General features: G+C 72.2%; 20 protein-coding genes. 10 read left to right on the top strand and 10 right to left on the bottom strand.

Annotated features, from left to right (window positions below; genetic code table 11):
- Window positions 1–48: 48 nt before the first annotated feature.
- Together P3T29_RS12640 and P3T29_RS12635 are read right to left on the bottom strand one after the other, a co-directional pair.
- Window positions 49–981, bottom strand: coding sequence for a M56 family metallopeptidase (locus P3T29_RS12640; RefSeq protein ID WP_280716476.1), 933 nt, complete (start codon window positions 979–981; stop codon window positions 49–51).
- 5 nt (window positions 982–986) lie between these two features.
- Window positions 987–1418 (bottom strand): BlaI/MecI/CopY family transcriptional regulator, encoded by a 432-nt coding sequence (locus P3T29_RS12635; RefSeq protein ID WP_280716475.1) that lies wholly within the window; start codon window positions 1416–1418, stop codon window positions 987–989.
- Window positions 1419–2001: 583 nt separating this feature from the next.
- Here P3T29_RS12635 and P3T29_RS12630 point away from each other — a divergent pair.
- The 4 genes from P3T29_RS12630 to P3T29_RS12615 all read left to right on the top strand — a co-directional run bounded on the left by P3T29_RS12630 (window position 2002) and on the right by P3T29_RS12615 (window position 5711).
- Complete coding sequence (locus tag P3T29_RS12630; RefSeq protein WP_280716474.1) at window positions 2002–2457, top strand: DUF6542 domain-containing protein; 456 nt, start codon at window positions 2002–2004, stop codon at window positions 2455–2457.
- Window positions 2450–4144: an LCP family protein gene (locus P3T29_RS12625; protein WP_280716473.1), complete on the top strand. Its 1695-nt coding sequence runs from the start codon at window positions 2450–2452 to the stop codon at window positions 4142–4144. The genes P3T29_RS12630 and P3T29_RS12625 overlap by 8 nt, the downstream gene beginning before the upstream one ends.
- 212 nt (window positions 4145–4356) lie before the next feature.
- Window positions 4357–5256: a DUF4231 domain-containing protein gene (locus P3T29_RS12620; RefSeq protein WP_280716472.1), complete on the top strand. Its 900-nt coding sequence runs from the start codon at window positions 4357–4359 to the stop codon at window positions 5254–5256.
- A gap of 149 nt (window positions 5257–5405) precedes the next feature.
- Window positions 5406–5711, top strand: coding sequence for a transposase (locus P3T29_RS12615; protein WP_280716471.1), 306 nt, complete (start codon window positions 5406–5408; stop codon window positions 5709–5711).
- 143 nt (window positions 5712–5854) lie between these two features.
- Here the strand turns inward: P3T29_RS12615 and P3T29_RS12610 are convergent, their stop codons facing one another.
- The 5 genes from P3T29_RS12610 to P3T29_RS12590 all read right to left on the bottom strand — a co-directional run bounded on the left by P3T29_RS12610 (window position 5855) and on the right by P3T29_RS12590 (window position 12945).
- Entirely contained in the window at window positions 5855–6403 is a 549-nt protein-coding gene (locus tag P3T29_RS12610; protein ID WP_280716470.1) for a helix-turn-helix domain-containing protein, read from the bottom strand.
- 3 nt (window positions 6404–6406) lie between these two features.
- Window positions 6407–8650 carry a transcriptional regulator gene (locus tag P3T29_RS12605; RefSeq protein WP_348532820.1) on the bottom strand — a complete coding sequence of 748 codons (2244 nt, stop codon included), beginning with the start codon at window positions 8648–8650 and terminating at the stop codon, window positions 6407–6409.
- 2 nt (window positions 8651–8652) lie between these two features.
- The gene (locus tag P3T29_RS12600) at window positions 8653–9069 is read right to left on the bottom strand and encodes a hypothetical protein (protein ID WP_280716468.1); all 417 of its coding nucleotides are present in this window, start codon (window positions 9067–9069) and stop codon (window positions 8653–8655) included.
- Between the two features lie 164 nt (window positions 9070–9233).
- On the bottom strand, window positions 9234–11180 hold the full coding sequence (locus tag P3T29_RS12595) for a cellulase family glycosylhydrolase (RefSeq protein ID WP_280716467.1): 1947 nt from the start codon (window positions 11178–11180) through the stop codon (window positions 9234–9236).
- Between the two features lie 199 nt (window positions 11181–11379).
- Entirely contained in the window at window positions 11380–12945 is a 1566-nt protein-coding gene (locus P3T29_RS12590) for a Dyp-type peroxidase (protein WP_280716466.1), read from the bottom strand.
- A 271-nt stretch (window positions 12946–13216) separates the two neighbouring features.
- On the opposite strand from P3T29_RS12590, the gene P3T29_RS12585 reads away from it, so the two are divergent.
- A complete protein-coding gene (locus P3T29_RS12585; RefSeq protein ID WP_280716465.1) occupies window positions 13217–13882 on the top strand; it encodes a DUF309 domain-containing protein in 666 nt (221 codons plus the stop codon).
- 100 nt (window positions 13883–13982) lie between these two features.
- Here the strand turns inward: P3T29_RS12585 and P3T29_RS12580 are convergent, their stop codons facing one another.
- On the bottom strand, window positions 13983–15980 hold the full coding sequence (locus tag P3T29_RS12580; RefSeq protein ID WP_280716464.1) for an Ig domain-containing protein: 1998 nt from the start codon (window positions 15978–15980) through the stop codon (window positions 13983–13985).
- A gap of 236 nt (window positions 15981–16216) precedes the next feature.
- On the opposite strand from P3T29_RS12580, the gene P3T29_RS12575 reads away from it, so the two are divergent.
- From P3T29_RS12575 to P3T29_RS12560, 4 genes are all read left to right on the top strand, one after another.
- The gene (locus tag P3T29_RS12575; RefSeq protein ID WP_280716463.1) at window positions 16217–16705 is read left to right on the top strand and encodes a glutathione peroxidase; all 489 of its coding nucleotides are present in this window, start codon (window positions 16217–16219) and stop codon (window positions 16703–16705) included.
- A gap of 277 nt (window positions 16706–16982) precedes the next feature.
- Window positions 16983–19199 (top strand): amino acid adenylation domain-containing protein, encoded by a 2217-nt coding sequence (locus P3T29_RS12570; RefSeq protein ID WP_280716462.1) that lies wholly within the window; start codon window positions 16983–16985, stop codon window positions 19197–19199.
- A 51-nt stretch (window positions 19200–19250) separates the two neighbouring features.
- Window positions 19251–19913: a pyridoxine 5'-phosphate oxidase C-terminal domain-containing protein gene (locus P3T29_RS12565; protein WP_280716461.1), complete on the top strand. Its 663-nt coding sequence runs from the start codon at window positions 19251–19253 to the stop codon at window positions 19911–19913.
- Window positions 19914–20009: 96 nt separating this feature from the next.
- Complete coding sequence (locus P3T29_RS12560; protein WP_280716460.1) at window positions 20010–20789, top strand: YoaK family protein; 780 nt, start codon at window positions 20010–20012, stop codon at window positions 20787–20789.
- A gap of 63 nt (window positions 20790–20852) precedes the next feature.
- Here P3T29_RS12560 and P3T29_RS12555 read toward each other — a convergent pair whose 3' ends face one another.
- Window positions 20853–21095 (bottom strand): hypothetical protein, encoded by a 243-nt coding sequence (locus tag P3T29_RS12555; protein WP_280716459.1) that lies wholly within the window; start codon window positions 21093–21095, stop codon window positions 20853–20855.
- A gap of 137 nt (window positions 21096–21232) precedes the next feature.
- Here P3T29_RS12555 and P3T29_RS12550 point away from each other — a divergent pair, with 137 nt between their 5' ends.
- Complete coding sequence (locus P3T29_RS12550; protein WP_280716458.1) at window positions 21233–21829, top strand: hypothetical protein; 597 nt, start codon at window positions 21233–21235, stop codon at window positions 21827–21829.
- A 24-nt stretch (window positions 21830–21853) separates the two neighbouring features.
- On the opposite strand, the gene P3T29_RS12545 is transcribed toward P3T29_RS12550, so the two are convergent.
- Entirely contained in the window at window positions 21854–22390 is a 537-nt protein-coding gene (locus P3T29_RS12545; RefSeq protein WP_280716457.1) for a GNAT family N-acetyltransferase, read from the bottom strand.
- Window positions 22391–22477 lie beyond the last annotated feature (87 nt).

Here is a 22477-nt window from a genome sequence, read left to right as displayed (position 1 = left end):
ACTCTACCGAGCGGGTCACGGTGCCCGGCCACGGCCGGTTGCACTGCTTCAGAGGGGCGTGGCCTCGCGGAGGACCAGCAGCAGCGCGACGGCCGCGTTGAGGGCCGACAGGGCCGAGGCGGTGGTGCCGGCGGCGGCGACCAGCGCGGCGAGACCGGCGGGGGTGCCGGCGGGGGGCCATCGGCGGGTGGGCGGCGCCGGGGCGAGCAGGGCGGCGATCCTGCGCGGTACCGGTCCGGACGTGGCGAAGCCGAGTACGCCGGTGTGGTGCACTGACTGCGAGCTGAGAGCCGCCTTGCCGACCGCGCGGGCCGTCAGCCGGCGGTCGCCGACCACCTGGGCGGCTTCCTCGTCGGCCCACCGCTCGGTGCTGTAGGCGACGGCGGCGCGCAGCGGCCGCAGGAAGGGGTTCAGGCTGGCGGCGACCTGGGTGGCGAGCAGGAAGCGGTGGTGCCGCCCGGTCAGGTGGGCGCGCTCGTGGGCGACGAGGACCCGTCGTTCGTCCGGGTCCAGGCAGGCGAGCATGCCGGTGGAGACGACGATCCGGCCGGGAGCGCCGGGCAGTGCGTATGCGTAGGGGATCGCGTCGGGCAGGATGGCCAGTTCGGGCATGGCCGACAGCTCGCCGAGCGCCAGGCGCGCCTGGCGTCTGATCCGGCAGTGCTGCGCGATGACCCTCGCGCAGCCGGCGCAGGCGACGGCGAGCGCGGCGGTGGCCAGCGTGCCGGAGAACTCGGCGTACGGCACCGCCGCCCGTACGTCGGGGTCCGACCAGCCGTCGGGCAGCGGGTTACCTGGGACCTGGGCCGTGCCGACGACCACAAGCATCACCAGGCAGACCGTGCTGCACAGGGCGAGCACGCTGCCGACGACGGTCAGCAGGCGGGTGGCGCTCCGTGGGTGCAGGTGCTGACCGGCGAGCCGGGCGATCGGCAGGACCGTCAGCGGCAGGACGAGCGGGAGGAAGAAGAAGACACCCATCGGCTTCAGCCCTCGGGGGTGCTCGGCCGGGCGTCTGCGTGCTGTGGCCCGGCCTCGTTGAGCAGTGCTCGCAGCACCTGCTCGTCGTGCGGTGACAGCGTCGAGACGAAGCTGGCGAGCACGGCGTCGCGGTTGGTCCCGCTGTCGAGCACGCGGCGCATCCGGAGGGCGGCGAGTCCGGCCTCGTCGGCGGCGGCCAGCCAGACGTACGAGCGGCCGGCCCGGTTCCGGTGGACGGCTCCCTTGGCGTGCAGCCGGGAGAGGATGGTCACCACCGTGGTGTAGGCGAGGTCGCCCTCGAGGTGCTGCTGGAGCCAGCCCGCCGTGGTGGGCGCCGATGCCCGCTGCAGCAGCGCGAGCACCTGGGCTTCGAGCTCGCCCTGCCCTCGCCTGCGGCCGCGTGGCCGCTGCTGCGGACCGTCCGTTTCCTCGCCCATCCGGAGACTGCTCCTCTCGGTCGTATCACCCCGCGCCCCGGGGTGCTACCGGGTCCGGCCGCACTGACAGATCGCGGGCCGGCGGTCGGAGGCGGGCTCCGTCACACACCTCGGTCGCCCAAGGGTGTGACGAAACGCCTCCGGCAAGCGTCTGTAGTGGCAGAGGCCCCACACCCGGTTCCCGGCTCATCCTCGCCGATGCGCGAGTCTACCCCGGGAGTCCGTACTCTCTACAGTGTTGTAGAGACCCGCCCCGTGACTTCGAGCTGATGTCTTTGTATGATCCGGCCAGTCTCTACACTCATGTAGAAGATGAAAGCTTCCAGGTCGGCCGTGCTCCGGCAACGGCTCAGGAGGCACTGCTCCTGCGTGTACTCCGGGGTAATCTGCCCGGACAGTTCCGTCCCGCAGGCTGTTCCGGCCGCCGGTGAAGGGTGATCGAATGTCAGGCCAGAGGGCAGGGACTGCTGACCGCAGCCCAGAACCGGGGCGCCACAACGCCCCGCACGGCGCAGTCGCGCCACCGGCTCAGCGCCGATCCGAACACTCAGCGTGGGACCAGCGGTCCGTGGGAGACAACCCTGTGCGTAACGAACCCATGACCGGCGGCCGGGCGGCCGACCGTCGCGGCGAGGGGCGCGCTCAGCGCCGTGGCGAGCCGACCCGCACGAGCGGCGGGAAGGCCGCGCTGTTCGCGGTCGGGCTGCCGCTGCTCGGAGCGGCGGTGGACGAGACCATCGGTTCCGGGATCGGCATGGTCTTCGCCGTGTGCGCGGTCCTCGGTACGGCGCTGGCCGCGCTGGTCAGCAGCCGGCCGGGCTGGTGGTGGGTGGTGACCGCCCCGCCGATAATCGTGCTGGCGCTGACGGCGGGCGCCGAGATGGTCGTGCACGGGGCGAAGTACCAGGGCAAGGCCCTGGCCACCGGCGCGGCCGGCTGGGCCATCCACGGATTCCCCGTGATGGCCGCAACCGTCGGTGCCGCGCTGCTCGTCGTACTGATCAGGATCGTCAAGGATGGGCGGGGCCGTCGTGGCTGAGAACCGACATGACAACCGGTACGACAACCGTGGCGGCGGACGCCCGGACGGCCCCGCCGACGGCCGGGCGGCCCGCCGGACCCGCCCCCCGGGCGGCGGCGCGCCGAAGCGGCGGACGCCCCCGCTCGTGGTGGCCGGACGGACCGTCGCCTGCGGCGTGTCGCTGGCCGTGCTCGGCACCACCGGTTTCACCTGGTACGCGTACAAGAGCCTGAACGACGGCCTGACGACGTCGAGCGCGCTGGACACCGCGAAGAAGAGCGCGCCGCCGCACCTGGACAAGTCGGTCAACCTGCTGCTCATCGGCCTCGACAGCCGGAACGACATGAACGGCAACCCGCTGCCCGACAACGTCGTCTCCGACGAACTGCACGCCGGCAGCAGCAGCGACATCGGCGGCTACAACACCAACACCCTGATGGTGATGCACATCCCGGCGGACGGCGGGAAGGTCACCGCGCTGTCGATCCCGCGCGACGACTACGTGCAGACCGTCGGCGCCGACGGCAAGATGCACAAGATCAAGGAAGCGTACGGGATCGCCAAGGACGCGGCCGAGCAGAAGCTCGCCGGCAAGGGCCTCACGAAGCCGCAGATGGAGCAGCAGAGCCGCGACGCGGGCCGCTCGGCCACCATCCAGACCGTGCAGAACTTCCTCAACATCCCGATCGACCACTTCGCCGAGGTCAACCTGATCGGCTTCTACGACATCGCGGCGGCGCTGCAGCCGATCCAGGTCTGCCTGAACCACGCGGTCAGCGACCCGATCATCTCGCGGACGGCCACCCACGAGGGCGGCGGCACCGGGCTCAAGCTGCCGGCCGGCATCAACTCGCTCAACGCGGCGGACGCGCTCTCCTTTGTCCGCCAGCGGCACAACCTCACCAACGGCGACCTCGACCGGACCCACCGCCAGCAGGCGTTCATCTCCTCGGTCGAGTACAAGCTCAAGCAGCAGGGCGTCTTCAACGACCTGGGCGCGATGCAGAAGCTGTTCGGGGTGGTGCAGAAGGACGTGGTGATCGACAACCAGTGGAACATCCTGGACTTCGCCCAGCAGGCGCCCAACCTGACGGGCGGGAACGTCGAGTTCAACACGCTGCCGATCTCCGGGTTCAAGACCATCGGCGGCGAGGCCGTCAACACGGTCAACCCCGACCTGATCAAGAAGATCGTCCAGCAGATCTTCGGCCACGAGACCCCCGCCGCACCGGCGGCCGACCCCTCCAGCCCGAGCGACGGCTCGTCGAACGCACCTGCCGCACCGGCGGGCAAGGCCTCGGGGACGGTGGACGTGTACAACGCCTCGACCGTTCAGGGCGCCGCCGCCGACGAGTCCAAGGCGCTGGTCGGCATGGGCTTCAAGGAGGGCCGGATCGGTCCGCCGACCACCCACCCCAAGTCCACCACCGTGACGTACGGCGCCGGGGCCAAGAGCGGCGCCGAGGCGGCCGCAGCCCGCTACGGCGCGACCGCGACCGCCTCCTCGGCCGTCCCGGCCGGGCACATCGTGGTCACCCTCGGCACCGGCTACACCGGCCCCCAGGCGAACGGCGGTGCCCCCTCCGGCGGCGACCAGAGCGGCGGCTCCTCGTCCTCGTCCGACAACGCCCCGGACCCGGCGGCGACCCTGCCGATGCAGGGGCCCGCCGTGAAGGGCGGAAACGGCATTCCCTGCGTCGACTGACCAGCCCGGGTACCCCGCCCGGATCTGCAACCAGTCTGCTACCAGCACGATTCGGCGACCGGTTCCGATCGGAACCGGTCGCCGGTCTGCACCGATCGACACCGATACGGATTGGTAACCGTCACCCCGGGTAAGGCAGTTGACGGTGGGCATACTGTCTGGGGCTGACGCGAGGGGGGCTTTGGCAGATGGTGCGAGAGGATCCACCCGGGGTGGACGAGGCTGAGCTGCTGCCCGAACCGTTCTGGACGGCGGACCGGGCGTCCGTGCAGGGGCAGCGGCTGACCGTGCGCTGGTACCGGGGGCAGATCACCCTCCTGGTGCTGGCGGCGGCCATCGCCGCCGTGCCGGGCCCGCAACACAGCGGCGACGGCGACGTCACGCCGCTGCTGTCGGTGGCCGCCTTCCTGGCCGCCGGGTACTACTGGTACCGACTACGGCAGAACAACCCGCAGCGGCGCTGGCACGAGGCCCGGGCGGCGGCCGAGTCGGTGAAGGCGCTGGCCTGGAAGTACACCGTCCGGGCCCGGCCGTTCGAGGGCGAGCCGGACTCCGCCTACGCGGACCAGGACTACCTGCGGCAGGTGGGCGAGGTGCTGGCGGCGTTCGAGGACACCGCCGTGCTGCCGCCGGGCGCGGTACCCGAGATCACCCGGGAGATGCGCCGGCTTCGGGCGGCCACCCTGTCGGTCCGCCGCAACCTCTACCTGCGCTCCCGGGTGGAGGGCCAGCGCAACTGGTACCGCGACCGGGCCGCCGCGTACGAGGAGCAGTCGGCATCCTGGGGGCTCGGCACGGCGGCGCTGATCATCGTCGGCGGCGCGGCGGCGGTCGCCCAGGCCAGCGGGGCGCTCTCCGTGCACCTGTTCGGCGTCTGCGCGGCCGCAGCGGCGGCCGTCATCGCCTGGACGCAGCTGAAGCAGCTCCGCCCGCTGGCCGCGACATACCTGATGGCGGCCAAGGAACTCGACCTCGTCGAGCGACGGCTCTCCGATCTCGACCTCGGCACCCCCGAGGCCGAGGCCCGCTGGGCCGAACTGGCCGGCGACGCCGAGGACACCGTCTCCCGGGAACACACCACCTGGCGGGCCCGGCGCGCCTTCCCCCGCTGACGGTCCGTCAGGCGGCCCCTTGGCAGCCGGTCCCTTGGCAGGCGATCTCGCGGATCTTCTGACGTATCACCGGAGTTCTGTGGCGAACAGCCGGTGGGCCCCACGCTTCTCCTCGTAGCATGGAACAGAGACGAGGGCTGGAGGGGAAAATGGGAGTCATTGCCGAGAAGCGCCGGAAGTTCGACGCCGAGTTCCGCGCGGAGGCCGTACGGACCGTGATCAGATCCGGCAAGCCGGCCGCAGAGGTCGCGCGCGAACTCGGGATCAACGAGACCACCCTGGCCACCTGGGTCTCACGAGCCCGAAAGGCGGGCGGGGACGGCACACTGAACACCCCGGAACGCGAGGAGCTCCTCCGGCTGCGTCGGCGGAACGCCGAACAGTCCAGGCGGATCGAGGAGTTGGAGCTGGAGCGGGACGCCCTCAAACGCTGCATGGTCCTCTGGGCGAACTAGGCCTAGCCTCACGCTCGGTCGGGGTCACTGCTGTTCACCGGCGGCAACGGCGGCGGCAACGGCGCTCGCGATATTGGGTCCCGGCGGTCGCCTTGTCGATGCCGAAGCCGGGTAGCCGTCGGCGCAGTGGTCGGCCGAGGCCGTCAGTCGATCTCGAAGGAGGCCCACTCCAGGCCGTTGAACTCGACGCTCAAGCCGCTTGCCCGGCGGCCGCCGTCCTTGAAGTAGGACTCCTGGAGGCCACGGGCGAGGATGTCGAGCTGCCGGCTCTCGGTCGCTCCCGCGTCCCGGGCGGCGAACAGCTCGGCCGCGACGCTGCCCGGGAGCTTCTGGGTGATCTGCCGCAGGCGCGGGTCGTCGGTGCTGCCGGCCGCGCTGCGGTAGCCGAACTGGCCCATCGCGTTGAGGTAGAAGCCGTTGGCGACGGCCGCCTTGCGGGCCCGGTCCCGCACCCTGGGCTGCCACTTCGCCTTCACCGCGTTCTCGATCGCCTTCGCCGCGTCGGGCTTCGGCGTGATGGCAGCGCTCTTGAGCCAGCGCTGCACGGTCCGCTGACTGACGCCCAACTCCTGGGCGACCAGCCTGGTGGAGCCCTTGGCGGCCTTCACCAGGAACCGGATCCGGGCGGCGTTGGACTGCGGGATCGGCCGGGTGTGCAGGGCGCGCTCCAGGCCGTCGTCGATCTCGCTCACGCGCTACTCCCCCTCGGCGACGGCGTCGACGCCCGTCTTGATGTGGCGGGCCGGGTTGGTACCGGACTCGATGAGGGCCAGCACCTCCCGCATCGGCTGCGTCCCCTCGTGCTTCACGTGCCCGGGCGAGACGCCGAGGCGCAGCGCGGTGCTGAGCGTGTCGTCCGGGCAGCGCAGCGCGTCCAGCGGTGACGGTCCGTCGGCCGGGTAGACGGCGCAGTCGGAGAGCACGGCGAGCGGGTAGCGACCCGCGTCGGAGGCCATCCGGCGGAGCTTGCGGTGCATGTTGATCCGGGCGGTGGCGATGACGGCCGCGCGGATGTCGGGCCGCCAGGTCGGCCGGTCGAGCGCAGCCCAGCGCTGTCCGGGCCGGTAGCCGGCGCCCTGCGGACGCTCCCTCAGCTTGCCGATGCCGCCCTTGGCGGTGGCCTTCACGGCGTGCAGGACGGCGAGTTCGACCGGGTCGCCGTCCCTGAGGGCGGCCATCGCACGCAGGAACGCCTCGGGATCGCGGTCGGCGAGGTCCAGCGGGACGCCCAGCCGGTCCATGGTGGTGACGTAGGCGGCCCGCAGCTGCTTGTGCCACGGGTCCAGGTACGGACCGGAAGCGTGCCGCAGCCAGCCCGCCAACGGCTGGACGGTGGCGCCGAGTTCGGCGGCGTAGGCGGCCGTCACGGTGCTGTACCAGGCCGGGCCGAGCGGCCGGTCGCCGGTCGGCGTGAACGGGTTCGGCAGCCGCAGGTCCAGCTCGACGTCGGAGAAGTCGCAGAGCCAGCTGCCCGGGATCTTCTTGTCGAAGCGGGGTTCGAGTTCGTGGACCGGTTCGGAGAGGCCGACCAGCAGCCGGCCGGCGGCCGCGAGGAACGCGGTGTTGATGTCCAGGCCGACCACCCACGGCAGCGCCGCCTCCCGGTCGTCGACCAGCTCGATCGGGCGGTACCAGTCCCACGCCTCCTCGTCCAGCACGTCCTCGGGGTCGCGGCCCTCGGCGACCGGGTGCTCGGCGGGCGCCTCCGGCGGGGCCGGGTCCACCGCGTGGGTCAGCGACCCCTCCACCGGGCCGGACGCCCAGCCGGACTCGGTACGGACCGCCCGGGTCGGCGGGCGCAGCGCGGTCATCAACTCGAGGCCGGAGACGGCGGTGGAGCCGCGCGGGGTGATCACCCGGGCCGCGTACGTGCCGAGCAGCCGGGCGAGGTCGGCGGCGTCCAGCGCCTCCGGCACGGCCCAACCGCCGGTCGAGAGCGCACCCCAGGCGGGTACGCAGTACTGCACGCACTCTCGGCGGCCGCCGTCGGGCGTGCGGTAGACCCGCGCCCACGGGCCGAAGCCACGCTTCGTCAGGAGCCAGCCCGCCTTGGTGAGGGCCTTCACCACGCGGTGGGTCTCCGGGAGCCGGCCCGTACGGCGGTCGTAGTCGCTGCGCTCCCGGCCCGCCGGGGGCAGGCCGAGCAGCTCGGCGGCGGCGTCGGTCAGGACGACGAGCGGGTCGCCGTCCTTGCCGTGCTTGTGCAGCCTGGCCGACCCGAGGCCCGCCGTCAGGGCCCACTCGGTGAGCTCCGGCAGCGTCCGGGCCGGTACGTCCAGCGTCCGGCCGTCGGCGAGCCGGGCCGCCAGGCCCGGGCCGGACGGCGCGAGGTCCAGCACGGCCAGCGGACCGGCCGGGTACTTCGCGGCGGCAGCGGGCTGCACCGGCTCGTGGACGGCGGGCGGCCCGGGTGTCCGGACGGGCGTACGGGCCGGCGCGCGGAGCGGCGTGGGAGCGGGCGCGGCCGGGGGTGTCGGAGCGGCCGGGGGTTGGCAGAAGCCGCCCAGGTGCAGCGGGCTGCCGTCCGGTGCGCGGAACGGCGTCGGGACCCCGCACCGGACGCAGGGCGCGGGCGCCGACTGCGGCGCGGCAGCGGGTGCGGGTGCGGCCTCAGCTTCGGCCGGCGCGGCGGGCGCGGGCAGCAGGCCGGCCTCGTCGGCGAGCTCCAGCCAGCGGACGTCGCCCTGGACGCCGTGCCGTACGGCGAGCGCGGCCAGCAGCCGCAGGTACGCCTCGCGCTTGGGCGAGCGCGGCTCGGTGGCGCCCGTCTCCCAACGCTCCAGCGTCTCACGGCGGACCTGCAGGGCCTTGGCGACGTCGTTGGTACTGTACTGCCCGGCCTCGCGCAGCCGCTGCCGCTCTGCGGGTGACGGCAGGTCGGGCACCGCCTCGGAGCGCGCCAGCAACGCGTCCACGGCATCGAAGAGGGAGTCGGGCACCGTCACCGCACCCCCAGCCGGATCTCCTCGAGGCGGGTCATCAGCCGCTGGTAACGCTGCGAGGCGGCCTGCGGGGTGTTCAACCCCTGCTCGTCGGCGATCTGCCGCCAGTCCATGCCACGGCGCCGCGCCTCGATGATCACCTGGGACTCCAAGTGGTCGAGCTGGAGCCGGAGTTCCTCGAACAGGCCGAGCGCCGCACCCAACTCGTCCGGGCCGACCTCCGGCAGGTCGCCCGCCGGGCGGGTGCAGGCGTCCATCACCTTGCCGAGCAATGCCGAGGTCTCCCACAGGTGTCCGGCGGGCTGCCAAGCCGGCCGGCCATCGTTCCGCAGCTCGGGACGGGCGTCGAGAGCCGCCAGCCGCGTACGCGCGGTCACCTGCCGCCCGGCCCTGCGGGTCGTCGAGTCGAGTGCCATGATCGACGACGATATATCACGCCGAACAAGCGGACAACATTTCGTTGCTCCGTAGGATCATATGCACCTGAGCAACCACGGCCAGGGGCGCGGGGAACCGCGCGAACCGGAAGGCAACAACCTCCAGCCTCCCGCAGTCCCCTGCACCCGTCAGACCCGCGCCGTCAGGGGCTCAACGGCCGGCACAGCAGAGCGTCCGGCACCCCGCCGTCGTTCCAGCGCCAGGTGTAGGCGACACCCGCGAGGTACTCGTTGTCGGCGCACTGCCCCTTGTAGTAGCCGGGAGCCCAGTCGCTAGCGGTCGAGCCTCCGCTGCTCGGCCGGCTGTCCCCGTGGTCGAACCAGACGTCGTGACCCGTGGTGGGCAACGGCCCGGCCGCCGGCGCGCAGAGCAGGGACGACATCGCGTTGCCGCGCACGCTGTAACCGACGGCGAAGTAGTTGTCCGGGCACTGCAGTTTGTTGTAACCGGAGGCCCAGTCGCCTTCGGTGACGTAGCGCTCGTCGGTGACCGTCAGGTACGCCGCGCCGCTCCTGGCCGGCCGGCCGGCGTCCGTACAGAGTCCACGGCTGTCGCTGCGGCCCAGGCCGGTGAGCCGTTCGGTGTCGGGGCAGTTGCCCTTGCGGGCGCCCGAGTCCCAGTCGGGCAGCGTGAGCATCCGCGCGGAGACGTCGTAGTCGGCGTGGTCGAGGTTGAGCATGTTCCAGCGGTCGGACCGCGCCACCGGACCGGTCAACCCCGGTGCGCCGACCAGCTTGTTCCAGTCGGCGGCCCGCCAGTCGCCGGGGTCGTCGACGCTCAGCCGGTTGCCGGCGGAGTCGTACGAGAGCAGGGCCCAGTTGTCCAGCGGTGCGCCGTTCTGGGTCCAGCCGATCAGCGGCCAGATCGCGAAGTCGGTGTCGTTGGCGACCAGCAGGTCCGTGAAGTTGTCGAACCAGGCCTGCTCCTTGGCGTCCGTCGAGCCACGGCCCGCCGCGCCGAACTCGCTGACCCAGACCGGGGCCGTGAAGTGCTGCCCGGACTGCGTGACGAACAGCGCCTCCTGGCTGACCACCTGGGCGAGCTGCGCGGGCGTGAAGTCCTCGTAGCGCGGGTCGTTGGTGGCCCCCAGGCCACTGCCCGCACCACTGTTGGCCGGGCCGGTGTAGGCGTAGAAGTGCGCCGAGTACACCAGTTTGTCCGAGGAGATCAGCGTGTTGGAGAGGTTCTGGACCGGGGTCAGCATCGGCCGCCCGTGCGGCAGGCCGGCCAGCGGTATGCCCTGCCAGTTGATGCCCTCCATGATGACCAGCAGGTCGGGGTCGGCCTGCAGGATCTGGTTGCCCGCCGCCTCGAAGGCGGCGTTCTCGTCGTGGGCGTCGCCCCAGCCCCAGTTGGGGTCATCGGTGATGTCCCGGCGGACCTCGTTGCGCAGGTCCGCGCCGACCACCCGCTTGTCGGCCTGGTAGCGGTGGACCATGAACACCCAGTCGGCGATCCACTGGTCGGTGCTCTGGCCGCTGTTCCAGCGCTCGTTGCCGTCCAGCCCGCAGCACCAACGCGCGGTGGTGGTGTGGTTGTTCAGGATGACCGCGAAGCCGTCAGCGGTCAGCGCCGCCACCGCCGCGTCGTACACCTGGAGCGGAGTATCGCCGCGCAGCCGCGGGTTGGCGGCCACGGCGGCGTCGGGTACCGGGGTGGTGTTGTGGATCAGCGCGTCGGAGAACGGCAGCCGGATGCTGTTGATCCCGAGGCTGTGGAACCCGGCCATGATCTGCGCCATCGGCACCCGGTCCAGGCCCAGCGGCAGGTTGTACGAGGGTTCGCCGTGCTCGTTGTTCGCCGGGTCGTTGGCATCGCCACTGCCGAGCCAAGTACCCTGCACTCCTTCCCAGTTGCCGGACTGCAGCTTGAAGCGGTTGCCGTTGGCGTCGACGATGTACCGACCCCGGGTGCTGAGCGGGCCGGTCCAGGACGCGGCGAGCTGCGCACCGGTCTTCGGTGCCTTGGCCACCGGGCGGGAGGTGGGTGAGGTGAGGGTCCGGGCGGACGCGCCACCGCCGGTGGACATGGCCAGCACTGCGGAGAGCGCCGACATGACCGACAGGGTGCGGGTGACGAGTTTCTTCATCGCCAGTCCTGAGGTGGGTGGATGACTGTTGGGTGTGCTGCACTACGGAGCTACCGAACAGTAGTCCGAATACACGTCACATGACATACCCACGCAGACCAACGAACGGTCAACTAATCGTCACCCATCACCCCTGAGGCAATCACCCCTGACCAGCCCGGTCCGGGCGTCAGATGCAGGACAGGCGGAACCGAGCGGGCTACCCGCAGCTGGTCAGGAAGCTCAGGCTCGGCGCGAAGAAGTACTCGCCGCCGCGCATGGTCACCCACGACTCGAGGGCGACCGAGCGCAGGAACGGGTCGGTCTCCGTGGGCGGGTTGGTGCTGAAGTCGAGCTGGTTGCAGGAGCCGTACTCCTTGGGCCAGGGCTGGTTGACCGCCTGCTCGCCGGGCCCGGCCTCGCCGATGATCGGGTCCAGTCCGGTCCGGGGCCGCAGGAAGTCCTGGCTGTTGGCCCACAAGGCCTGGATGAACTCGAACTGGTCGATGATGCTGCTCTGCGCGCAGAGGAAGAGCAGCCCGACGTCGTCGGCGTCCGTCGGGTCCAGGGTCACCGGTCCGAAGCTGATCCCCCGGCGGGCGATCCGGCGGGAGCGCTCCTCGGTCACCGGCACGCCGAACTGGCGCTGCTTGTCACCACGGGGGTTGGCCTTGCGGACGTGCGCCGCCAACGGGCAGCGCACGCCGTTCACGTCGGAGTCGTAGGTGAAGTTGTTCGGCAGCGTACGCAGGCCGTTCTCCTGCTGGTCCACCACCGGGGTGCCGTCCTTGAACCGTCCCACCAGGTACGCGCCGGCCAGCGCCACGTCCGCATCGGTCGGCTCGGTCGCCTTGGGATCCTTCTGCTGGGTCAGCGCCAGCGCCAGCGCCCTCTCCCCGGCGCGGAAACCCGGAACGTTCTGCTTGAGCTTGCGGTACACGAAGTACGAGCCGTAGCCGTGCTCGCCACCGCCCGGGTCCTTCAGCAGCACCTGGGCCAGCGGCACGCTGGGGTCGTACTTGTCGATGCCCCCGGTCCGGCTCCTCGCGGTGTCGATGTCCTTGGCGAAGAACAGCGGCTGGCTGACGCCGTCGGCGAAGCCGAAGTGCTCGTGGACCTGGCCGTCCGGTGACAGATTGCCGTCGGCGTCCACCCGCATGGCCGTACCGGCCTGGGCGAAGACCCGCTGCGCGACCGGCTTCAGCTCCTCGGTGATCCCCGCCACGACGCTGTCGAGTCGCGTCGGGTCGTCGTCGGCCACGATGAGCAGCGCGTGCAGATCGCCCTGGAACGGCTCCTCCCACTCGCTGGGCGGCGGATCGTTCAGCTCCGTCACCCGCTGCTTCGCCCCGGCGAGGAAGGACGGGTCCTCGGGCATCTTCGTGGCGTCCAGCCCGAGCGCCTGGTAACCGTCGGCCGACAGGAGCAGGCTGACGAACGTTCCGGTGATCCCGAGCAGGACGTTGTTCATGTCGGCCAGGGACGTGTGGTTCCCGGCGTCGCGGATCGCCTGGGCCCGGTTGCCGGTCTCCGTCCACTGCGTCCACGCGGACGTCACCCGGCCGGCCGCAGTGGTGGCCAGCCACTGCCTCGCGGCCAGCTTCTGCGGCTCGGTCTCGGTCAGGAAGGTGATGAAGAGGTGGTAGCTGTGGTCCCGCCCGTGGCTCTTGAGGATGTTCCCCTGGGTGTCCTGCAGCGCCGCTTCCAGCTGCTCGGGGGTGTTCTGCTGCGGGGGCACCGCCGGGGCGCCGGGATCGATCGCCGTCTGCATGAGATTGATGGCCAAGGCTCGCTCGTCTCTTCTGTTCCGGTGTTGACCGCGCGGGCCGACGGCTACGCCGAGTCCACCGACTGCGCCGATCCCGCCGACCTCAATAGATCGTGTCCGACTGATCTGCTGCGGCGAGTTCGCAACGCCGTGCCCGCTGCGCGCAAACAGCGCATCCGCAGGAGTGCGAGGTGCTGCGGCAGCGCACGCTCCCACGTTGCACGCCCCCGTTCGACACCTGGTACACCCCCCACCCCAGACCCGACCCCGGCCGGTGGACAATCGGGGTATGGGCGATTCGGAGTATCAGGGTGGGGAGCCGGCCTGCCGGCTGGGCCAGGTCTGCGATGAGTGCGGCGGCCACCTCGGCGACCCGGCCCCGGCGGCCTGCGAACGCTGCGGAGCCGTCCGGGGCGCGGGTACGGTCGCCGGTACAGGAACGGACGCGGACGCCGGTACGGGTGCCGGGCAGGCCCGCCGTCCCGTCGTGCGACAGCCGGGCCGGGACCGCGACGCGGCGGGCCGGGCCCGGAACGGACGCCCGCGCGACGGCCTCGGCAGGCCCCTCCCGTACGGCACGCAGGGCGAGATGCGGCAGCCCGAGGGCGTACAACGCACCCCCGAGGCAGCGCTCACCGAGGCCCAGCGCCTCCTCGACGCGGGCAGGCCGTTCCACGCCCACGAGGTCCTGGAGGACAGCTGGAAGGCCGCCCCGGCGGCCGAGCGCCCGCTCTGGCGGGCCCTGGCGCAGTTCGCGGTCGGCCTCACGCACGCCGCCCGCGGCAACACCGTCGGCGCCGTCGCGCTGCTGGCCCGTGCGGCGGAGGGCCTCGCCGCCTACGAACAGCACCCGCCGTACCGGATCAACGCCGGGGGCCTCGTGCGGTGGGCCCGGCAGAACCCGGCCGGCGCCACCACCCTGCCCCCACTCGCCCTGCCCGGGCCCGACCACTGACCACAGGTCACTGACGACGAGCCAGCAGCCGCAGCGACCCCGCCCAGGGGAGCCGGGACGGGGTCGCTGGTGCGGTGGGGCCGGTCGAGCCGAACGGGCGTCAGCTCAGGTGGAAGGAGGTGTCGTCCAGCAGGAACGCGGTCTGCGCGGACCCGACCTCGTGCGAGGTGAACTTGACGATCACCGTGGAGCCGAACTCGGCTGCCACATAAGGAGTCAGGTCGATCGAGACCGGGACGTACCCGTTGGTGGCGTCCAGGTTGGACCAGCTCTTGACCACGGCTATCCGCTTGCCCGAGTACTGGTCGTCGAGCTCCAGCGTGAGGGTGTCCTGCGCCGACGCGGCGGTGTTGGCCGAGTCGACGTGCAGCCAGAAGGAGAGCGAGGCCCGGGTGTAGCCGGGGGTGGTCTCGACGCCCTGGGAGAGCGAGTCGTCCTGTGCGGCGCTGTGGCCGAGCCAGGCGTAGCCCGCGCCCGAGTGCGGCTGGTGGGCGGTGGACTGGGTGATGATGCCGGGCGAGGACGGCGACCACCAGCCGGGGTAGTTGCCCTTGGCGTCGACCGGGACCTCGAAGCCGGGGTCGACGATCTGCTCGATGCCCAGGCAGCCGTACTCGCCGGTCGGGAAGAACCCGTACCAGAAGCGGGTCGTCCCCTGGTTGCCCGCGTCGTCACGGACGGTGACGGTTACGTCGTGGTAGCCGCCGTCCCGGGTACGGCCACGGATCACACCGGTGCGCGGGTCGATGCTCAGGCCGCGCGGCAGGCCGGAGGCGCGGTACCTGAGCTTGGCCGAGGCCGTGTCGGAGGCGATCACCGGCAGCTCGACCGGCTTGCCGGGCGGTGCGGTGCGGTCGCACATCGTGCTCACCACGAGCGGCTTGTTCGCCACCACCGGATGGGATCCGGAGCAGGTGTGCTCGTCGTTGGACCAGGTGGTCTGGACGGCGAAGGCGCCGGTGGCGAGCTGGAGGTTGAACAGGCCGCCGGGCGTCCCCTGGGTGATCCAGGCGCACTTGTCGCCGTTCTCCTGGCCGGCCGGGTCGATCCAGCCGCCCATCGCATTCTGGTCGGTGATCGTCTCGGCGTACTCGTGGCCGCCCAGGATCGACCAGCCGTCCAGGCGTCCGCGCGGGCCGGGGTTGATCCAGTTGGTGCCGCAGTACTTGTAGTCGGTCAGGTACGGCATGATCGTGTAGGCCAGGGTGCCGTAGCTGGAGCGCTCGAAGGTGTGCCAGGCGCACCAGGTGTTGAGCTCGTGCCAGCTGTCCGGGTCCATGCCCTTCGCCGTGGTCACCACGTACTGCACGTTGCGGTTCTGTGCCTGGGTGGTGTTCCCGAAGTGCTTCGCGGCGGCTGCCGTCTCGGCGGCGATCTGCGGCTCGGTCGCCTGCTGGGGCGCGGCGGTGGAGTTGTCCACCCAGACGCCGGCCAGCGTGCCACCGCTCTGCGGGTAGCCCACGTGCGAGGCACCCGCCGGGCAGTTGGCACTGCCGGTGGCGACGTTCTCGCAGTACTGGGTCATCACGCCGCTCCAGGCGTCGCCGTTGCTACCCAGGCCCTTGAAGAAGGACTGCTGGTAGGGCGCGGCGTTGTCCGGGTCGTTGGAGAGCGTGGTGTTGCCGTCCGCGTCCTTCCCGGCGGTACCCCATTGCGACCCCCAGTAGATGACGTAGACCTTGGGCGGTCCCGAGGTGACCCCGACGGAGTCCTGGCTGCCCTGGTAGGTCATGTCCGGCTGGCCGTTGTTGACCACGACGACGTTCTGCCCAGGCGCCGGATCGGCATTGGGCTGCGTCCCGCCCGGCTTCGGCAGGGTCGACGACTGCGCGGACTGCGGGGCGGCGGCCGGGCGGGCGGCGGCTGCGGCGTGCGGGTGGCCGGGCTGGATCTGCACCCAGGTGCCGTGGGTCTGCACCCAGCCGGCCGAGGCCGGGTGGGCGTCGGCTGCGGAGGCGGCCATGGCTGACTGGGCGTCAGCAGCCTGTGCGACGGCGGCGGTTCCGGACACTCCGGTCAACGCCAGCCCGAGTGAGAGCAGCGCGGAGGCGAACAGCTTCGCCCTGCGCGGCAGTGCGCCCGTGGGTACTGCGGCCACAAGGATTCCCTTCTCGGTGTTCGGCGGAAGCGGCGGCTGCCGCCGGTCCGGTCGGCGGACGTTGTACCATTGCACATGTCACACGGCTTACGCCCCCGATGAGTTGACAAAGCTTCGGCAAAGAACCGGGAGGCACCGACGGGACCGGCCCGCGATCGGGAACACCAGGGGCCCGCGTACGGTTGTCGGCTCCGGCGGGAGACCCACCGCCGGATCACCACCCCGAAGGAACCTTCATGAGCCTGTACGACATCCCGCTCAGCACCCTGACCGGCGAGCCCGCCAAGCTGGCCGACTACCAGGGCAAGGCCCTGCTCATCGTCAACGTCGCCTCGAAGTGCGGCCTGACACCGCAGTACTCCGGGCTCGAGCGGCTGCAGCAGCGCTACGCCGAGCGCGGCTTCAGCGTCCTCGGCTTCCCCTGCAACCAGTTCATGGGCCAGGAGCCGGGCAGCGCGGAGGAGATCCAGACCTTCTGCTCGACCACGTACGGGGTCTCGTTCCCGCTCTTCGAGAAGCTCGACGTCAACGGGGACGACCGTCACCCCCTCTACGCCGAGCTGACCAAGACCACGGACGCCGAGGGCACGGCGGGCGACGTGACCTGGAACTTCGAGAAGTTCCTGATAGCCCCGGACGGCACCGTCGCCGACCGCTTCCGCCCCCGCACCGAGCCCGAGGCCGACGAGGTCATCACCGCCATCGAGGCCCAACTCCCGGCCTGACCAACCCCCTTCGGCAACCTCCCCGACCACCGCGCACGCGCCGCCGCCCCGAACGCCGGCGCGTGCGCGGTGGTTCTGGGCAGCCGGCAGCTCGCAGGGCGGTCCCGGGGCGGGCGCGTCGGCAGGGCCGTGCTCCGGGCCCGTGGCAGATGTTCAACTCCCCCTGAACGGAGGCGGATCACCCAGGCCGACTGGCCGCACACTGTCAGTGGGGGCGGGTGGGCTGTGCAAGGGGTGCCTCCGGGGAGAGTCGCGGGAACCAGGAGGGGATGGGTCCATGAGCAGCGCTGCCGAACCGTCCGGCGAGGCCCGGAGCGTCCACCAGCTGTTCGAGGAGAAGGCCCGCAGCGCGCCCCGGACGACCGCGCTGGTGTGCGGCTCGGTCCGGCTGACGTACGGCGAGCTCGAGGCGCGGGCGAACCGGCTGGCCCGGCATCTGGCCGAGCTCGGGCTGCGGCGGGGTGCGGTCGCCGCCGTGGCGCTGGGACGGGAGCCCGAGCTGCTGACGGCGGTGCTCGCGGTACTCAAGGCGGGCGCCGCGTATGTGCCGTTGGAGCCGAGCGGGCCCGACCACACGATCCGTCATATGCTCTCCGACTCCGACCCCGCGATGGTGATCACCCAGGAGGTGAACCGGGTCAGGCTCACGGACGCGAGTGCGCGTACCGTGCTCTGCCTCGACACGCTGGCCGGTGCGATCGCCGCGCACCCGCCCACGCCGCTGGGCGTGGACCTCCAACCATCCGACCTGGCCTGCGTGTTCTACACCTCCGGGTCGACCGGCCTGCCCAAGGGTGCGCTGATCGAACACGGCAACCTGCTGCACTCCTACCGGGGTTGGCGACGCGTCTACCAACTCTCGGCCGCCGACCGGTTCCTGCAGACGGCGACGCTGGAGTCCGACGTCTTCACCGCCGAATGGATCCGCGCGCTGTGCACCGGCGGGACCCTGGTGATGGCGGACCGCGACTTCACCCCGGACCAGGCCGCGCCGATCGCCCTGCTGCACGACCTGGTGATCCGGGAGGGGGTCACCGTGCTGGAGACCAACGTCCACACCCTGCGCCGGCTGTTCGCCCATCTCCTGCCGCTCGGGCTGGAGTTGGGCAAGGTCCGGCTGCTCTCCGTGGGAGCGGAGAAGTGGTATCTCGACGAACAGTTGCGGCTGCAGCGCTACCTGGGCCCCGGGGTCCGCCACCTCAACGTGTACGGGGTCGCCGAGGCCGCCGTCGACAGTACCTACTTCGACAGCAGCACACTGCTGGACGCTCCGGAGCAGGCCGAGCGGATCTCGCTGATCGGGCGGCCGTTCCCGGGCACCCGGGTCCATCTGCTCGACCGGCGCGGCAGACCGGTGGCTCCCGGCGAGGCGGGTGAGATCTGCCTCGCCGGGCCCGGCCTCGGCCGGGGCTACCTGCGCCGGCCCGAGCTGACCGCCGAGCGCTTCGAGCACTCCGAGCTGGACCCGGACGGCCGGGTCCACCGCACGGGCGACATCGGACGGCTGCGGCCGGACGGGCTGCTGGAGTTCGTCGGACGGGCCGTCGGCCCGGACACCGCCGACCCGACGGGCGCCACTGCGGTGGCCGAGCTCGAGGCGGTGCTGCGCGGCCACCCCCTCGTCCTGGAGAGCGTGGTCGCCGAGATCGAGACCGCGCCCGACCGATCCGGGCTGGTCGCGTACGTCGTCCCCGCCGCCGACGCGACCACCGAGCCGGGGACGTTGCGCTCGTACCTGGCCGACCGGCTGCCGCCGAACCTGGTGCCCGGCACCGTCGTCCCGCTGCCCGCCCTGCCCCGCACCCGCGCGGGCAGACTCGACCGACGCGGCCTCCCCCTGCCGACCGCGCCCGGCCAAACGCACCCGCACCCGCATCCGCACCCGTACGCACCCCCGCACCCACACTCCGCGCCGCCCACCACACCCCGCCCTGCCCGCCACAACGCTCCCCACAGCACTCCCCACGCCGCGCCCCGCGCCGCGCCGCAGCCCGTGAACCCCCGGCCGGCGGAGCCGCCCGGCGCTGTGACCTGGGCGGTCCTGACCGTCCTGTTCGGGGCACTCGCGGCGGTCCTCACCGATGTCCTCCGGTACGGCTCCACCAGCCTCTCGGGGGTTCCGGCGCCCTGGGCGGGGCTGGTCCGGCTGCTGTACGCCTTCGAGTGTCTGGGCTTCGGTGCCGCCGTCGCCTTCCTGGTCCTCGGCCGGAGCGTCCTCGAACGCCACGGCCGTCCACGCGGTCTGACGGTCCGCACCCTGATCTCGATCGCCTGGTTGCTGGGCGTGTGGTGGCCGCAGGACAACTGGTACCGCTGGTACCGCGTCGGCCGGGCCACCGACTGGCCCCGGCAGGTGGTACTGGTCCACGGGTTCGACGTGAGCCTGATCGTCGCCGCCGTGGTGGTGGTCCGGTTCCTCGCCTGGCGGCCGCCCGGAGTGTCGGCCGGGACGGCCGGGCGCGCTGAACGCGATAGCCTCGGGCCCGGACGGTAGGAGGCGGACGTGTCGCAGCGGTCAACAGGTGTCGGGCCGGACGGATCACCCGTGGAGGAGCTCCGCCGGCTGCTTCGCGAGCGGCCGCCGATGGCTCGTGAGCTGCCCGGGTTCGATCCGGCGGTGGCGCCGGCCGAGCCCGCGCCGCTCTACGTGGAATGGCTGCTCGGCGCGATGACGGCGGACGTGCCCGACGCGCAGGTGGTCACGGTCAGCACCGTCGGCGAGGACTCCCACCCGGACGCCCGGATGCTGGTCCTGCGCGACCTCGACGTGGCGCGTGGCGCGTGGTCCTTCCAGGCCGACGCCCGCAGCCCGATGGGCCGTCAGCTCGCGGTCTCCCCGTGGGCGGCGCTCACCTCGTACTGGCCGGCCCTCGGACGGCAGATCCGGCTGCGGGGGCGGGTGGAGGCGCTGGATCTGGCGTGGGCGGCGCCGGACGTACGCGGGCTGAGCCCGGCCGCGCACATCGCGACGCTGGTCGGCCGGCAGAGCCTGCCGCTCTCCGGCCCGGCGGAGTTCGAGCGGGCCTGGGAGTCAGCGGCGGCGCTGCGGGAACGCGACCCGTCCACCCCCGCGCCCGGCCACACCCGCTACTCGGTGCTCGCCGAGGAGGTGGAGTTCTGGCAGGGTGACCAGCACCGTCGGCACGTCCGTCTGGCGTACCGCCGCCAGGACGACGGCAGTTGGCGCCGCAGGCTGCTCTGGCCGTAGGGCGTGTCTCACGATCCCCGCCGGACGCCGACGCCGGGGATCATGAGACACGCCCGGGCGCCCAGCCGGACCGCCCCTCCCGATCGGAGCGCCACCGTGACCAGCCCGCCGCGATTCACGCCACCGCATTTCACGCCACTGCATTTCACGCCGCTGCGCGACCTGTGGGCCACCCTCGCCCCCGGCCCGGACGACCGCCACGGCCCGCTGCAGCCGATGCTGCTGGCGCTCACCGTCGTCACCGGCATGGTCGACGCCTTCAGTTACCTCGTCCTGGGCAACGTCTTCGTCGCCAACATGACCGGCAACGTGGTCTTCACGGCCTTCTCGATCGCCGGAGCCCCCGCCTTCTCGCTCAAGGCGTCGCTGCTGGCCCTGCTCGCGTTCTCGGCGGGTGCCCTGCTCGGCGGCAGGGTTTGCAATCGGTTCCCCGGCCACCGCGCCAGGCTGCTGCTCGGGATCACCTTGCTGGAGACGGCGCTCGTCCTGGTCGCGTACGTCTGCAGCGAGAGCCTGGCGGACCCGTTCACGGGAACAGGTCGCGATCTGATCATCATTCTGCTCGCCCTCGCGATGGGTACTCAGAACGCCGCAGCCCGCCGCCTGGCCGTCCCGGACTTCACCACCACCGTGCTCACCCTGACCATCACCGGCATCAGCGCCGACGGCCGCCTCGCGGGCGGCTCCGACAGCAGGTTCGTCCGCCGCGCGCTCTCGGTGCTCTCGATGTTCGCCGGAGCCCTGGTCGGCGGCCTGATCGCGCTGCACTCCTCGCGCACCCTGCCCCTGCTGATCGCGGGGCTCCTGCTGGCCGCCACCGCCACCGCCGCGTCGACCCACTCCCGCTCCACCCGGCGCTGGACCCGCCCGTCGTGACGTACTGCCAGGCCGGGTCCCGCGCCGACGAAGCCGGAGAGACCTGAGGGGTCGGAGCCTCCGTCAGGCCTCACCGGGGTGCCAGGCGGGCCACTCCCACGGGCGGTCGGTCCAGTGCACCCGGACGGGGTCATGCGGATCGAGGTCGGGGAAGAGCTGTCTGAGCCGGGGCTCGAACTCCTCGGGGGCGAGCGGCTCCCAGCCCGTCCCCTCGAAGTGCACCAGGCGGTAACGGCTGTCGGTGCGGAACTCGGCGACCTCGACCAGCGGGGTCGCCGACGGGTTGCTGTCCGTGTTGGTGTCCATGTCCTTCAGCATGTGGCGCGAGCGGGTCGCGCGCACGCCCTGACGGCCGTGCGGAGGCGTTCCGCACCGGTGCCGTGGCTCGTTGAGCACGGCAGCCCGCCATGCGCGCGGGCGACGAGAGTGTGCGGAGGACGACCGTGAACGAGCAGTGGCAGGCGCCGTGGCAGTACGGGTGGGAGCAACCGCCACCACCGCCGACACCCTGGGAGCCGCCGGTCACCCCGCTGCGTCCGGCGCGGACCCGGGCCCGCAAGGTGGCCTGGGCGGCGACCGCGCTCGGTGGTGCCCTGGTGCTGGGCGGGCTGCTGGCCACCTGCGGAGCCTCCGGCGAGAACGGCGGCGCGCCGCCGCCCGATCCGTCCGCGAGCCCGGCGTCCGCCGGGCCGTCGTCCCCGTCCGCGTCCCGGTCCCAGTCCGCGTCCCCGTCCCCGTCCCCGTGGGTGTCCGACTCCCCCTCCTCGGCAGCACCGAGCGCCGCACCGGCGCCGTCCTCCGCCGCACCGGCGAGTACCGGCGACGACCCGGACCAGGCGCCGACCCCGCGTCAGACCACCCGCCCCCGGCCTGTCAGGACCCACCACACCAACCCGGCCCCCGCTCCCCCGCAGACCGGCGGCGGCTCGACGACACAGCTGGTCCCAGCGGTGAAGGTGTGCGCGGAGGCCGAGCGGCTCGGGCAGTGGGCTCCGGGATCGGAGCAGGCGAAGGTCTGCCACAGCCTCTACGGGGACTGAGCCAGGGGTAGGGGCAGCGGCCGGTCAGAGCGCCTTGGTCAGCCGTTCGAAACGCAGGTCCGGCCGGCGCGGGACGCCGAAACGCTCGTCGCCGTACGGGAACGGGGAGTGGTCGCCCGTCCGCCGGTAGCCCCGGCGCTCGTACCAGGCGATCAGGTCCTCGCGCAGGTCGATCACCGTCATCTCGACCTCCGCCGCACCCCACCTCTCCCGTGCGACCCGCTCCGCGTGGGCGAGCACCGCCCGTCCGAGGCCGCCGCCCTGAAGCTCGGGACGGACCGAGAACATCCCGAAGTACGCGACCTTCTCGCGCTGCTCCAGCAGGCAGCAGCCGAGCAGCTCCCCCGCCCGCTCGGCCATCAGCAGCAGGGTGTCGGGCCGGGCGACGGCCTCGGCGACGGCTTCCTCATCCGTACGGCGACCGCCCAGCAGGTCGGCCTCCGTCGTCCAGCCGGCCCGGCTCGCGTCACCCCGGTACGCGGACTCGATCAGCGCCACCAGCGCCGGTACGTCGGCCGCCTCCGCCGTACGGAAGGTCAGCTCCGAGTTCTCGGACACCATCTGGCTCACTCCAGTTCTCTGCGGATTCGTTCCCCGTCCGCCATGCATCGTGCCACAGCCCGATCACCCGTCCGACCACCGCCGGAC

Origin of the sequence: Kitasatospora sp. MAP5-34 (genome assembly GCF_029894335.1) — a bacterium.
Lineage (GTDB): Bacteria > Actinomycetota > Actinomycetes > Streptomycetales > Streptomycetaceae > Kitasatospora.
Note: the sequence above shows the minus strand (reverse complement) of the source record. Positions and strands in the feature narration are given on the sequence as shown.

What these genes read in the sequence shown, in the direction of transcription:
- P3T29_RS12600 (WP_280716468.1), bottom strand. Translation starts at nt 9,069, where the DNA reads ATGGCACTCGACTCGACGACCCGCAGGGCCGGGCGGCAGGTGACCGCG.
- P3T29_RS12585 (WP_280716465.1), top strand. Translation starts at nt 13,217, where the DNA reads ATGGGCGATTCGGAGTATCAGGGTGGGGAGCCGGCCTGCCGGCTGGGC.
- P3T29_RS12570 (WP_280716462.1), top strand. Translation starts at nt 16,983, where the DNA reads ATGAGCAGCGCTGCCGAACCGTCCGGCGAGGCCCGGAGCGTCCACCAG.
- P3T29_RS12615 (WP_280716471.1), top strand. Translation starts at nt 5,406, where the DNA reads ATGGGAGTCATTGCCGAGAAGCGCCGGAAGTTCGACGCCGAGTTCCGC.
- P3T29_RS12595 (WP_280716467.1), bottom strand. Translation starts at nt 11,180, where the DNA reads ATGAAGAAACTCGTCACCCGCACCCTGTCGGTCATGTCGGCGCTCTCC.
- P3T29_RS12635 (WP_280716475.1), bottom strand. Translation starts at nt 1,418, where the DNA reads ATGGGCGAGGAAACGGACGGTCCGCAGCAGCGGCCACGCGGCCGCAGG.
- P3T29_RS12545 (WP_280716457.1), bottom strand. Translation starts at nt 22,390, where the DNA reads ATGGTGTCCGAGAACTCGGAGCTGACCTTCCGTACGGCGGAGGCGGCC.
- P3T29_RS12640 (WP_280716476.1), bottom strand. Translation starts at nt 981, where the DNA reads ATGGGTGTCTTCTTCTTCCTCCCGCTCGTCCTGCCGCTGACGGTCCTG.
- P3T29_RS12555 (WP_280716459.1), bottom strand. Translation starts at nt 21,095, where the DNA reads ATGGACACCAACACGGACAGCAACCCGTCGGCGACCCCGCTGGTCGAG.
- P3T29_RS12575 (WP_280716463.1), top strand. Translation starts at nt 16,217, where the DNA reads ATGAGCCTGTACGACATCCCGCTCAGCACCCTGACCGGCGAGCCCGCC.